The following is an 11,685-nucleotide window of genomic DNA, read 5'->3' on the forward strand; positions in this document are numbered from 1 at the left end:
AGGCTTCGATCATGGAGGCGCTCATGACTGTAATCGCACCGGACGAAAGGGCGGATTTCCTCGCGATTCTCGCGCGCCATCGGCTCGATGAAACCGATTTTCTCGTGCAGGAAGGCGGCGCCTCCGATGTCGTGGACGATGTCTATCCGTTGCAGGGTGTCGTCACCATCACGCGGCGTTCGACGCTGAAGGAACGCGAATATCGCATTGGACACGGCACGCATTGGACCGCCGCGTTCGAAAAGGATTTGAACAAAGGCGTGTTCGGCTGAACGAGCACGCCGCATGCAGGTTTTTTTCACGCACTTCTTTGAAGCGGAGCACGCGATGAGACCGACCGAATTCAAATCGTTCAAGGCGCATGTCGCGATGCTGCTGCGCGATCTCCCGCGCGGCATGACCGCCGATCTGACCGATGTCGCCGTCGCGTACTGGAACGGCACGCAAGTGGTCGGGGCGTATCTGCGCGACAACGGCCGCATCGACGAGGATTTCGATTTCGACGAAAACGCGTGGGGCAACTGGAGCGACGAGTTCCTGATGTGGTTCGATGCGCCGCGTTTCTCCGAACGCGCCGATCTCAAGGCGGCGTTCGTTTCCGGCGTCATGCCCGCGAATGCGTGCGGCGGGCTCTGGCCACGGCCGCTCTGACCGGAAGGCGCGCACGCGCCTTTTCTCCGAAAGTCATCTGTAAAGCCCGCCTCGCACACATCATCTCCCGCCGAACGGCACAACGTTTGCTCCTACCCACGGCGCGACAGCGTCCGAACCACGACCGTTTATCGGCCGTGTTCCGCCATTCATCGTCACGGAGGGTTTCAGCATGGCTGGCAACGGAAGACTTCATCCGCTCACGTTCTTCACGGCCATCGTGTTCATCGTCATCGGCCTGTTGCTGGCGGCGGGCGGTGCGTGTCTCGTGTCGCTGAAAGGAACGTGGTACTACGCGATCACCGGCGCGGCCATCGTCCTGACGGGGATTTTGCTTCTCATACGGCGGCGTTCCGCGCTGCTGCTCTTCGCGCTCGTGCTGTTCGGCTCGACGATCTGGGCCGTGTTCGAAGTGCATTTCGATTTCTGGCAGTTGATGCCGCGTTTGTGGATCTGGCTTTTGCTCGGCATCTGGCTGCTGATTCCGTTCGTGCATCGCGGCGCGCTGTTTGGTCCGCCTGCGACCGCGCGCGCGGCGCGCACGCCGCTCGCCGCCGCGATCGTGCTTGCGCTGCTGCTCGGCATCGGCACGTATTTCAACGATCCGCATGACCGGCCGGGACGCATCGACGTGAATGTGGCCGCCGATGCGAATCAGCCCGATACCAACGCCGCGACCGGCCGCGCGCCGGGTGACTGGATCGACTATGGCGGCTCGCCGCTCGCGCAGCGTTACGCGCCGCTCACGCAGATCACGCCGGAAAACGCGCATCAACTGAAGGTGGCGTGGACGTATCGGACGGGCGACATGCCCGGCCCCGGCGATCCGACCGAGACCACCGACGAGAACACGCCGCTCAAGGTCGGCGACACGATCTTCCTGTGTACGGCGCACAGCAAGGTGATCGCGCTCGATGCGGCGAGCGGCAAGGAAAAGTGGCGTTTCGATCCGCAAATCCAGAGCCCGATCGGCTTCAAGCATTGGGAGCATATGACTTGCCGGGGCGTCGCTTATTACGATGCGTCGATGCATCCGATGCCCGCCGAAGCCGCGGCGGCATCCGCACCGGTCGAAGCGAGCGCAGCGGATGCGTCGTCCGATGCGCAAGCCGCATCCGGTCCTATGGCAGCATCCGAACCCGCCGCGCCCGTGCAGACGCCCGCGCAGACCACGGCGCTCGCCGAATGCCCGCGCCGCCTCTTCCTGCCGACCGCCGATGCCCGCCTGATGGCCCTCGACGCGGGTACCGGCAAACCGTGCGCGAGCTTCGGCAAGGGCGGCGCGATCGATCTGCGCGCCAACATCGGCCCGTTCACGCCGGGCGGCTATTACTCGACGTCGCCGCCGGCGGTGTTCCGCAACCTCGTGATCGTCGGCGGCCACGTGACCGACAACGAATCGAACAACGAGCCTTCGGGCGTGATCCGCGCGTTCGACGTCAACGACGGCCATCTCGTCTGGAACTGGGATCCGGGCAATCCGGACGCCACCGAGCCCATCGCGGCGGGCGGCACCTACGTGCGCAACTCGCCGAATATGTGGTCGATGTTCAGCGTCGACGAGAAGCGCGGCATGATCTTTCTGCCGATGGGCAATCAGACGCCCGACCAGTGGGGCGGCCAGCGCACGCCGCAGGCGGAGAAATACGCGGCGGGCCTCGTCGCGCTCAATGCCGCGACGGGCAAGGTGCGCTGGAACTATCAGTTCACGCACCACGATCTGTGGGACATGGACGTCGGCGGCCAGCCGACGCTCGTCGACCTGCAGACGGCGCAGGGCACGCAGCCGGCGGTGATCGCTTCGACGAAACAGGGCAGCATTTACGTGCTGAATCGCGAAACCGGCCAGCCGATCGTGCCGATCAACGAAGTGGCGGTGCCGCAGGGCGCGGCGAAGGGCGATCACACCGCGCCGACGCAGGCGGTCTCCGCGCTCAACTTCAATCCGCCGCACGTGAAGGAAGCCGACATGTGGGGCACGACGCCGTTCGATCAGCTCTGGTGCCGCATCAAGTTCAGGAGCCTGCGCTACGACGGGCCGTTCACGCCGCCGTCGGAGCAGGGGACGCTGGTGTTCCCGGGCAATTTCGGTGTGTTCGACTGGGGCGGGATTTCGGTCGATCCGGTGCGGCAGATTCTGATAGCGAACCCCGATTACATGGCGTTCACGTCGAAGCTGATTCCGCGCGAGAAGCTCCAGGAAGGCGCGACGAGCACGAGCGAGACGAGCGGCATCAAGCAGGCGCGCGGCACGCCGTATGCGTATGAAATCAGCGCGTTCCTGTCGCCGCTCGGAATTCCGTGTCAGGCGCCGCCGTGGGGCTACATGGCGGCTGTCGATCTGCGCACGAACAAGATCGCGTGGATGCACAAGAACGGCACGATCGTCGACAGCGCGCCGCTGCCAATTCCCATGCCGCTCGGCGTGCCGAGCCTCGGCGGGACGATCGTGACGGCCGGCGGCGTCGCGTTCCTGACCGGCACGCTCGATCAGTATGTGCGCGCCTACGACGTGCGTGACGGGAAGAAGCTCTGGGAAGCGCGGCTGCCGGCAGGCGGGCAGTCGACGCCGATGAGCTACGCCGATGCGAGCGGCAAGCAGTATGTGCTCGTCACGGCGGGCGGTCACGGCTCGCTCGGCACGAAGGCAGGCGACTACGTGATCGCCTACACGCTGCAATGAGCGATGAAAGAGGGCGCGGGAATAATCTCCCGCGCCCGCGCGTTACGAACGGCGATAGGCTTCGGCCATCAGCGCGCTGACCTTCGCGCGTGCGACGAGCGCGTCGCGCATAGCGGCGCGCAGCTTGGCGGCGATAAAGGAAACGAGGGCGATCGGCGTAGCGGCGATGATTCCCATGGTGGACTCCGTACTAGGGGTAACTAATTAGGTAATAACCCTAGGTTAGCATAGTTTGACGCGTTGCAACAAATTCGTTGCGCGGAAGCGAATCGTCGCGTTGTTCCGTCTCTGGGAGAGGAGCATGCAGATGAAAACCCGGTTTCTGACTCTGTCCGTCGCGGCTGGCGTCGCGCTCGCCGTGGCGATCATCGGTGCGTGCAGCGGCGGCGGTTCCAGCGGCGATACCGCGGCGGCGGCGAGCGGCGGCAGCGCGCCCGCCGCGGCATCGAGTCCGTCGAGCGCATCGGCGCCTGTCGCGGCGCTTCCGATGGACGTGGCCACCTGGCACAACGACATCGCCCGCACGGGTCAGCAGCTCGCGGAAACCGTCCTCACGCCAGCGAACGTCAATTCCGCCAGCTTCGGCAAGCTCGCGACGTTTCCCGTCGACGGCGCGGTCGATGCGCAACCGCTCTTCCTCACGGCCATACCGATCTCGGGCGGCACGCACAACGTCGTCTATGTCGCGACGGAAAACGCCAGCGTCTACGCGTTCGACGCCGACAGCGGCAGCGTGCTCTGGAAAATCTCGACGCTCGGCAACGGCGAGTCGCCGAGCGACGACCACAAGTGCACGCAGATCACGCCGACCATCGGGGTGACGGCAACGCCTGTCATCGACCGGTCGCGCGGCCCGCACGGCGCGATGTATGTCGTGGGCATGTCGAAAGACGCGTCGGGCGGCTATCACCAGCGAATCCACGCGCTCGACATCACGACGGGCGCCGAACTTTTCAACGGCCCGACCGAGATTCGCGCGACTTATCCGGGCAACGGCGCGGGCAGCCAGAACGGCACGCTCACGTTCGATCCGGGCCAGTACGCCGAGCGCGCGTCGTTGCTGCTGCTCGGTGGCGTCGTGTACACCGCGTGGACTTCGCACTGCGACTTCATGCCGTACACCGGCTGGGTCATGGGCTATGACGCGAACACGCTGCAGCAGGCGAGTGTGCTGAACGTCACGCCGAACGGTCAGATGGGCTCGATCTGGATGAGCGGCGCCGGCCTCGCGTCGGACGGCGAAGCGATCTTTTTCCTTGACGCGAACGGCACTTTCGACCCGACGCAAAACGCGCAGGAAATGCCCATCAACGGCAACTTCGGCAATGGCTTTTTGAGGCTGAACACCTCGCCGCTGAGGGTGCAGGATTATTTCCAGCCGTCGAACACGGTGCAGGAATCGAACGAAGACGAGGATTTGGGCTCCGGCGGGGCGATGGTCCTGCCCGATTTCGCCGATGCAAGCGGCACGGTCCGGCATCTCGCGGTCGGCGCGGGCAAGAACGCGACGATCTACGTCGTCAACCGCTTTTCGATGGGCAAGTTCGATTCGAACGCCGATCACATCTATCAGGAACTCGTCGGCCAGATTCGCGGACCGATGTTCGGCGCCCCCGCGTACTTCAACAACACGGTCTATTTCGGCGCGGTCGGTGACAGCGTCAGGGCGTTTTCGGTGACGAACGCGGCGCTGTCGGGAACGTCGACGAGCCAGACATCGAATGCATTCGCCTTCCCCGGCGCGACGCCGAGCATTTCCGCGAACGGCACGGCGAACGGCATCCTGTGGGCGGCGGAAAACGGCACGACCGGCGCGCTGCGTGCGTACGACGCGACCAATCTCGGCCGCCAGCTCTACAGCAGCAACGATGCCGGGACGCGCGACCAGTTCGGCCAGGGCAACAAGTTCATCACGCCGACGATCGCGAACGGCAAGGTGTATGTCGGGACGAAGAACAGCGTCGCCGTGTTCGGGTTATTGCCGAAATAAGAAGGGATCGCGCACCGGAATCGCGTTTCGCTATATTCTTGTAGATATAACAAAACGGATCGAGTTACCGGGCATCATGCTGAATCCACCCATAGACGCACCCAGCCGCGAACCCGCCGACGGCGGCTACGGCGCGACCATCATCACCGTGAAGGCGGCGCGCGACCACGAGCGCGCCGAATCGATACGCGATCTCGTGGATGCGCATCGCCGTCTGCAGGGCAGCGTGCTGCGTTTTCTTTCACTTTTCGACGACGCGCGCACGAGCGTCGCCCACGACGGGCGTGAATCGCTCGAAGCGCTCGTCGGCGTGCTGGAGAAAAAGGCGCGCGCGGCTGGATTCGCGCGCATGCGCGAGTTGAGCGCGGCCGTGCAGGAAGCGCGGATTGCGGCGCGGCAGCGTGACTGGCTCTTCTTCGATTCCTTCGGCACGGATGTGCCCGCACTGCGCGCGGCCGCGAGCGCGCTGGAGCGGCTGGACGCGACGCTCGTCGGCTTATGCGTGGAGCATGTCCTGCGCGCGAACGCGTTGCCGGGCGCGAAGCCGCGAGTGCGTCGCGGCTAGACCGGCGGATTCACTCTCGGCGGCACGGCGTCGAGCTGCCGGAACACGCTCAGCCAGTCTTCGAGATGCCAGGTTTTCGACACCAGTCCGTCGCGCACTTCGTGAAACGAATGTATGGCGAAGCGGATCTGCTTCTTCGTCGCGGCGATGCCCAGCAGCGGCCCCGACTGCGTGCCGCTTACTTCCGCGCGAATGCCGACGCGATCGTCCTGCACCAGCATGTCGAGAATGTCGATGCGCATGTCGGGCAGCGCGGTCGCGAGATCGTCGAAGATGGGGATCATCTGATCCGGACCAGGTTTTTGTCCGGGCGGCTCGGGGATGTACTGCCAGTCGGGCGTGACGGCCTGCCGCAAGAGCGCGACGTCCTTCGTCGAGAACGCGCGATAGAGACGCTCGACCGCTTCGCGCGCGGCCGATTGAGTCAGGTGACCTGCCTGCATGGTGCCTCCTTCTCGGTGCTGTCTGCGTGACGTGGGAACGGCGGCATTGCCCACCCACTGTACCGCAACCGGCCTGATGAACGCAGGAACGCGCATGCAGCCGTGATAAGCTCACGTTTCTTCGTTGGGGAGTAGCCGGCTTTTCCGCAATGGAAAAGCGCTCATGTCAACACGCTCGGTCGTTCAGACCGTGGCATGAGCAACCGTCACAGGTTGGCAAGACCATCGACAGAATGCGCGACCGGTCGGGCGCGCGTTTTGTCGTTCCATCTTGCCCGACCAGAGCGCTACCCGATGAACCTCGCTTCCACAATATTTCTCGCCTTCGCCATGTCCACCGACGCATTCGCCGCCGCGGTCGGCAAGGGCGCGACCCTGCACAAGCCGCGCATCGCGGAAGCGTTGAAGACCGGCGTGATCTTCGGCGTGATCGAGGCGCTGACGCCGCTCGTCGGCTGGGCGCTCGGCAAGGCTGCCGCGCAGTACGTGACGGCCTGGGATCACTGGATCGCGTTCGGCCTGCTGTTCGTGCTCGGCGCGCGCATGATTCGCGAAGGCTTCAGCGAAGCGGCCCACGACGAGGAAAAGCCCGACTCGCATTCGTTCTGGGTGCTCGCGCTCACCGGTTTCGCGACCAGCATCGACGCGATGGCGGTCGGCGCGGGCCTCGCGTTCATCGATGTCGATATCTTCTCGACGGCCGCGACCATCGGCTTCGCGACCATGCTGATGGTGACGATCGGCGTGATGCTCGGGCGGCTCGTCGGTGCGACGATCGGCAAGCGGGCGGAAATCGTCGGCGGGCTGATCCTGATCGGCGTCGGCAGCGTCATTCTGGCCGAGCATCTCGGCTATCTGAACTGAGCCTGCGCGCTTGTTCGCCGCGCGGCGTGAAGACGGCGAGCGCGGCGGCGACGATGAAAAGCGCGGGGACGTCGCCCGCGAGATGGCCGAGATGTCCCGCGCCGCCGAACGATTGCACGGCCATGATCGCGCCGTGCACGACGCTCGACCAAATCGTGAACCAGATGAGGCTCAAGTGCCGCATCGGCTCGCGCGACGCGATGAGCAGAAACACGCCGAGCGTCGCGTAGATGCCGACGATCATCAGCGCATATTCGGAGCGGCCCGCGTGGCCGCTTTCCCATGCCCATCCCGCAGGCCAGAGCAGCATCAGCGGATAGATGCCGAACAACGCGATCAGCCCGACGACGACGAGCACGATGCGCAAGCAGGCAAGACGGCGGGCGTCGTTCATGGCGTGATCCTCGGCGGCGCGACATGAGCGACACGATACCGCGAAGCGTGCTTGAACGGCTCGAAGGCGAGCAGGTATATCGACCAAAAAATCGCGCAAATTAATTAACAACAACTGCGATTTGGCCGATACGATTCGTCGATCCACTGCCTTCAACCCTGAACACAGCACGTCATGCCACGTCCGATTTCCGCGCGCATTCATCTCGACGCCGTTCGTGAGAACCTTCGACTCGTCAAACGCATGGCGCCGTCCTCGCGCGTCTGGTCCGTGATCAAGGCGAATGCCTACGGACACGGTATCGAGCGCATTTATCCGGCGCTCGCGGAGGCGGACGGCATCGCGTTGCTCGATCTCGACGAAGCCGTGCGCGTGCGCGAGCTCGGCTGGAAAAAACCGATTCTGCTGCTCGAAGGCATTTTCGAAGCCGCGGATGTCGAGACGGCGGATCGTCATCGCCTCACGGTGACGGTGCATTGCGACGAACAACTCGCGCTGCTGAAAGCGGCGCGGCCGCACGAGCGCATCGACATCCAGTTGAAGATGAACTCGGGCATGAACCGGCTCGGCTTTCGGCCGGGCGAATTCGAGGCCGCGTGGGAGCGTGCGTCGGGCATCGGGGCGGTCGGCTCGATCGGCCTGATGAGCCACTTCGCGAACGCGGACGATGGCGCGATCGACTGGCAAGTCGGCGAATTCGATGCCGCCACGCGCAATCTGCCCGGCACGCGTTCGCTGTCGAATTCGGCGGCGGTGCTGTGGCATCCGCGCGCGCATCGCGATTGGGTGCGGCCCGGCACGATCCTCTACGGCGCATCGCCGACGGGCCGCGCGCGCAACATCGAAGACTTCCATCTGCGCGCGGCGATGACGCTCGAAAGCCGCATCATCGGCGTGCAGACGCTCGCGCCGAACGAGACGATCGGCTATGGCCGCACCTTCACCGCGGATCGCGCGATGAAAATCGGCGTGGTGGCGTGCGGTTACGCGGACGGCTATCCGCGCCACGCGCCGACGGGCACGCCCGTGATGGTCGACGGCGTGCGCACCAGTATCGTCGGACGCGTGTCGATGGACATGTTGACTGTCGATCTCACGCCGTGCCCGGCGGCGGGCATCGGATCGCCGGTGGAACTCTGGGGCGAGCGCGTCAGGGTGGACGAAGTGGCCGAGCCGTCCGGCACGATCGGCTACGAGTTGATGTGCGCGCTTGCGCGGCGCGTGCCGGTGAGCATCGACGCGGGCGTGACCGGCGAGGAAGCGCATTCGGCTTGACGCACGCGCGGGCGCGAACTCAAGCTCTCGAATCGCCGATCACGCCGGCGAGGAGCTCGATACCTTTGCGGATCTGATCGACCGGCACGCTCGCATAGCCGAGGATCAGTCCGGCGGGCCGCGACCGCGTGGCAACCGAAGGCGCGACATAAAGCGGCGACACCGGATAGACGCCCACGCCCTTCGCGTGTGCGGCGGCTACGAGCGCGGCTTCATCGTTCGAATCGAGAAACGGCAGCCACAGCGTGACGTGCAGCCCGGCGGCGGTGCCGGTCACCTCCGCGCTGCGCGGCAGAAGACGCGCGATGGCATCGAGCAACGCCGCGCGACGCCGCTCGTATTCCCGCCGCACGCGCCGCACGTGACGCTCATACGCACCGCCGTCGATGAGAGACGCGAGCACGCGTTGATCGATAACCGCGGAATGACGGTCGCTCAGCCTCTTGGCCTGACGAAACACCGGCACGAGATCGTGCGGCAGGATCATGTAGCCCAGCCGGAGATGCGGCGAAAGCGCCTTGGAGAATGTGCCGATGTAGATCACGCGGCCATTCGAATCGATCGATTGCAATGCATCGATCGGGCGCTGGCCGTAGCGGAACTCGCCGTCGTAATCGTCTTCGATGATCCAGGCGTCCTGCCGCTCTGCCCATTCGAGCAGTTCGAGCCGGCGTCCGACCGGCAACACGCCGCCCAACGGAAACTGATGCGATGGCGTCACGTAGGCGAGCCGCGCGCGGCCATCGGCGGGCAGGCGGCGCGTGTCGAGACCTTGTTCGTCGACGGCAACGGGCAGCGGCACGCCGCCCGACGCTTCGAAGCAGTGGCGCGCGATCAGATAACCGGGCTCTTCGAACACGAACGTATCGCCGGGATCGAGAAGGACGCGCGCGCTTAGATCGAGCGCCTGCTGCGTGCCGTTCACCACGACGATCTGCTCGCTGTCGCAGACGAGTCCGCGCGCCCGCCCGAGATACGCCTGCAGCGCACGCCGCAATGAGGCATCTCCTTCGGGCGCGACGTAGTAGAGGCTGTCCGGCTGATGCAGCAATTCCGCTTGGTAAGCGCGCTTCCAGATCAGCGAAGGAAAGTCGCGCGCGGACACAGCACCGTAGAGGAAGTCGACGCTGCCCGTTTTCGTCCGAGGCAGAACGGGCACGGGCAGAGTCGAGACGCGCTGGCCGTACTTCGAAAGCGCAGGCGTCGAGCGGGCGGCGCGCGTGGATTCGGGCGGCGCGAGCGGTACCGGCGGCGTCGCGACGCGCGCAACGCGGCCTGCGGATGTGACGAGGAAACCTTCCGCCGCGAGCTGCTCGTAGGCGGCCGTGACCGTCGTGCGCGAGACGCCCAGATCGGCCGCAAGCGCGCGCGTCGATGGCGCGGGTGCGCCCGCGGGCAGCGTTCCATCGGCGATTTGGGCGCGAAGCAGATCGTATATGCGTTGCCCCGTGCCGACTTTGCTCGACTGGACCATGAAAATTGCTCGAAACTGGACCTTCTTATTGTGCCTGTTTCGCGCGATAGTCACGGAGTTCCGTCACCACCGTCGAGCATTCACGATGTATATCCCGCCGCATTTCGCAGAGACTCGCCCCGACGAACTGCATCGGATCATTCGCGCGCATCCGCTGGGAATTCTCGTCACGCGCGACGACGCCGGTCTGGACGCCAATCACATTCCGTTCGAGTTCGATCCGGCTCATGGCACGCAGGGCCTGCTTACGGCGCACGTGGCGCGCGCCAACGACATCTGGCAGCGATGCCCGACCGGCACGCCCGTCATGGTGATTTTTCGCGGCGCCGAAGGTTACATCTCGCCGAACTGGTATCCGAGCAAGCACGAGACACATCGGCAGGTGCCGACGTGGAATTACGAAGTCGTGCATGCGCATGGCGTGCTCACCATCCGCGACGACGAGCCCTTCGTGCGCGGCCTCGTCGCGCGCCTGACGCGGCGGCATGAGGCGAGCGAGCCGAAGCCGTGGAAGATGGGCGATTCCGAGCCGGAGTTCATCGACGGCATGTTGCGCAACATCGTGGGGATCGAGATCGCCGTGACATCGCTCGTGGGCAAAGCGAAGCTGAGCCAGAACAAGGAGACGCGCGATCGCCTCAATGCCGCCGAGACGTTGAAGGCGCGCGGAAATGACGAGCTGGCTCAGGCGATGTCGCGGGCCGGGTGACACATCATGACCTTCATTCCATTCCTGATTGCGGCGATCTTGCTTGCCATAACGCCCGGTCCGGGCATCACTTATGTGGTCGCGCGGACGGTCGCCGGAGGCCGCTCCGAAGGCATGGCGTCGTGTCTCGGCACGGCGCTCGGCGGTCTGTTCCACGTCGCTGCGGCGGCGCTCGGTCTTTCCCTGCTGATCGCGAGGTCGGCGATGCTCTTCGGCATCGTCAAATACGTCGGGGCCGCGTACCTGATCTATCTGGGCATTCGCCTTCTGCTGCGAAAGCACGAGGCGGCCGATATCGCTCCGGTCGCCTCCCACGGTGCGCGACGCGCCTTCCGCGAAGGCATTCTCGTCGAGGCGCTCAACGTGAAGACAGCGCTCTTTTTCCTCGCGTTCCTTCCGCAGTTCGTCTCGCCGGATCACACGCTGATTCCGCAACTGGTGCTGCTCGGGAGCATCTGCGTGACGTTGAATACGCTCGTCGATGTGGGCGCGGTGCTCGCGGCTACGCGCCTGCTCAAATCCAGCACCGCCCGCGCCGCGCGCGCGAGATTGCTCACGCGCACGTCGGGTGCCGTCATGCTGGGATTGGGCGGCTATCTCGCGCTGGCGCGCAGGACGATCGCGCTGTAGCGAGCGT

At 65.0% G+C, this 11,685-nt stretch carries 13 protein-coding genes and 1 riboswitch; of the genes, 9 read left to right on the plus strand and 4 right to left on the minus strand.

The window, feature by feature from the left end; genetic code table 11:
- The first annotated feature begins 23 nt into the window (after window positions 1-23).
- The 3 genes from NCS28_RS24950 (at window position 24) to NCS28_RS24960 (ending at window position 3,334) form a co-directional block, all read left to right on the plus strand.
- Window positions 24-272, plus strand: a complete 249-nt coding sequence (locus NCS28_RS24950) for a hypothetical protein (protein WP_250516451.1) — start codon at window positions 24-26, stop codon at window positions 270-272.
- Window positions 273-327: 55 nt separating this feature from the next.
- Window positions 328-651: a hypothetical protein gene (locus tag NCS28_RS24955; RefSeq protein ID WP_250516452.1), complete on the plus strand. Its 324-nt coding sequence runs from the start codon at window positions 328-330 to the stop codon at window positions 649-651.
- A gap of 172 nt (window positions 652-823) precedes the next feature.
- Window positions 824-3,334 (plus strand): membrane-bound PQQ-dependent dehydrogenase, glucose/quinate/shikimate family, encoded by a 2,511-nt coding sequence (locus tag NCS28_RS24960; protein ID WP_250516453.1) that lies wholly within the window; start codon window positions 824-826, stop codon window positions 3,332-3,334.
- A 42-nt stretch (window positions 3,335-3,376) separates the two neighbouring features.
- Here the strand turns inward: NCS28_RS24960 and NCS28_RS33260 are convergent, their stop codons facing one another.
- The gene (locus NCS28_RS33260) at window positions 3,377-3,511 is read right to left on the minus strand and encodes a hypothetical protein (protein ID WP_284505905.1); all 135 of its coding nucleotides are present in this window, start codon (window positions 3,509-3,511) and stop codon (window positions 3,377-3,379) included.
- A 130-nt stretch (window positions 3,512-3,641) separates the two neighbouring features.
- Here NCS28_RS33260 and NCS28_RS24965 point away from each other — a divergent pair, with 130 nt between their 5' ends.
- Both NCS28_RS24965 and NCS28_RS24970 read left to right on the plus strand, forming a co-directional pair.
- Window positions 3,642-5,324 (plus strand): outer membrane protein assembly factor BamB family protein, encoded by a 1,683-nt coding sequence (locus tag NCS28_RS24965; RefSeq protein WP_250516454.1) that lies wholly within the window; start codon window positions 3,642-3,644, stop codon window positions 5,322-5,324.
- 76 nt (window positions 5,325-5,400) lie between these two features.
- Window positions 5,401-5,889, plus strand: coding sequence for a hypothetical protein (locus tag NCS28_RS24970; RefSeq protein WP_250516455.1), 489 nt, complete (start codon window positions 5,401-5,403; stop codon window positions 5,887-5,889).
- Here the strand turns inward: NCS28_RS24970 and NCS28_RS24975 are convergent.
- Complete coding sequence (locus NCS28_RS24975; RefSeq protein ID WP_250516456.1) at window positions 5,886-6,332, minus strand: ester cyclase; 447 nt, start codon at window positions 6,330-6,332, stop codon at window positions 5,886-5,888. The genes NCS28_RS24970 and NCS28_RS24975 overlap by 4 nt on opposite strands.
- Window positions 6,333-6,446: 114 nt before the next feature.
- Window positions 6,447-6,618, plus strand: a riboswitch (yybP-ykoY riboswitch).
- An 8-nt stretch (window positions 6,619-6,626) separates the two neighbouring features.
- On the opposite strand from NCS28_RS24975, the gene mntP reads away from it, so the two are divergent.
- Window positions 6,627-7,196 carry a manganese efflux pump MntP gene (gene mntP / locus NCS28_RS24980; RefSeq protein ID WP_250516457.1) on the plus strand — a complete coding sequence of 190 codons (570 nt, stop codon included), beginning with the start codon at window positions 6,627-6,629 and terminating at the stop codon, window positions 7,194-7,196.
- On the opposite strand, the gene NCS28_RS24985 is transcribed toward mntP, so the two are convergent.
- Window positions 7,162-7,590 carry a DUF6632 domain-containing protein gene (locus NCS28_RS24985; RefSeq protein WP_250516458.1) on the minus strand — a complete coding sequence of 143 codons (429 nt, stop codon included), beginning with the start codon at window positions 7,588-7,590 and terminating at the stop codon, window positions 7,162-7,164. The two genes, mntP and NCS28_RS24985, sit on opposite strands and share 35 nt — an antisense overlap.
- Before the next feature lie 174 nt (window positions 7,591-7,764).
- Between NCS28_RS24985 and alr the strand changes: the two genes are divergently transcribed.
- Window positions 7,765-8,865: an alanine racemase gene (gene alr, locus NCS28_RS24990; RefSeq protein WP_250516459.1), complete on the plus strand. Its 1,101-nt coding sequence runs from the start codon at window positions 7,765-7,767 to the stop codon at window positions 8,863-8,865.
- Between the two features lie 19 nt (window positions 8,866-8,884).
- Here alr and pdxR read toward each other — a convergent pair whose 3' ends face one another.
- A complete protein-coding gene (pdxR, locus tag NCS28_RS24995; protein WP_250516460.1) occupies window positions 8,885-10,339 on the minus strand; it encodes a MocR-like pyridoxine biosynthesis transcription factor PdxR in 1,455 nt (484 codons plus the stop codon).
- 85 nt (window positions 10,340-10,424) lie between these two features.
- On the opposite strand from pdxR, the gene NCS28_RS25000 reads away from it, so the two are divergent.
- Window positions 10,425-11,048 carry an FMN-binding negative transcriptional regulator gene (locus NCS28_RS25000; RefSeq protein ID WP_250516461.1) on the plus strand — a complete coding sequence of 208 codons (624 nt, stop codon included), beginning with the start codon at window positions 10,425-10,427 and terminating at the stop codon, window positions 11,046-11,048.
- 6 nt (window positions 11,049-11,054) lie between these two features.
- Entirely contained in the window at window positions 11,055-11,678 is a 624-nt protein-coding gene (locus tag NCS28_RS25005; RefSeq protein WP_250516462.1) for a LysE family translocator, read from the plus strand.
- Window positions 11,679-11,685: the final 7 nt, after the last annotated feature.

The sequence above is a fragment of the Caballeronia sp. INDeC2 genome (assembly GCF_023631325.1).
Classification (GTDB): domain Bacteria; phylum Pseudomonadota; class Gammaproteobacteria; order Burkholderiales; family Burkholderiaceae; genus Caballeronia.

What these genes read in the sequence shown, in the direction of transcription:
- NCS28_RS24950 (WP_250516451.1), top strand. Translation starts at nt 24, where the DNA reads ATGACTGTAATCGCACCGGACGAAAGGGCGGATTTCCTCGCGATTCTC.
- NCS28_RS24955 (WP_250516452.1), top strand. Translation starts at nt 328, where the DNA reads ATGAGACCGACCGAATTCAAATCGTTCAAGGCGCATGTCGCGATGCTG.
- NCS28_RS24960 (WP_250516453.1), top strand. Translation starts at nt 824, where the DNA reads ATGGCTGGCAACGGAAGACTTCATCCGCTCACGTTCTTCACGGCCATC.
- NCS28_RS33260 (WP_284505905.1), bottom strand. Translation starts at nt 3,511, where the DNA reads ATGGGAATCATCGCCGCTACGCCGATCGCCCTCGTTTCCTTTATCGCC.
- NCS28_RS24965 (WP_250516454.1), top strand. Translation starts at nt 3,642, where the DNA reads ATGAAAACCCGGTTTCTGACTCTGTCCGTCGCGGCTGGCGTCGCGCTC.
- NCS28_RS24970 (WP_250516455.1), top strand. Translation starts at nt 5,401, where the DNA reads ATGCTGAATCCACCCATAGACGCACCCAGCCGCGAACCCGCCGACGGC.
- NCS28_RS24975 (WP_250516456.1), bottom strand. Translation starts at nt 6,332, where the DNA reads ATGCAGGCAGGTCACCTGACTCAATCGGCCGCGCGCGAAGCGGTCGAG.
- mntP (WP_250516457.1), top strand. Translation starts at nt 6,627, where the DNA reads ATGAACCTCGCTTCCACAATATTTCTCGCCTTCGCCATGTCCACCGAC.
- NCS28_RS24985 (WP_250516458.1), bottom strand. Translation starts at nt 7,590, where the DNA reads ATGAACGACGCCCGCCGTCTTGCCTGCTTGCGCATCGTGCTCGTCGTC.
- alr (WP_250516459.1), top strand. Translation starts at nt 7,765, where the DNA reads ATGCCACGTCCGATTTCCGCGCGCATTCATCTCGACGCCGTTCGTGAG.
- pdxR (WP_250516460.1), bottom strand. Translation starts at nt 10,339, where the DNA reads ATGGTCCAGTCGAGCAAAGTCGGCACGGGGCAACGCATATACGATCTG.
- NCS28_RS25000 (WP_250516461.1), top strand. Translation starts at nt 10,425, where the DNA reads ATGTATATCCCGCCGCATTTCGCAGAGACTCGCCCCGACGAACTGCAT.
- NCS28_RS25005 (WP_250516462.1), top strand. Translation starts at nt 11,055, where the DNA reads ATGACCTTCATTCCATTCCTGATTGCGGCGATCTTGCTTGCCATAACG.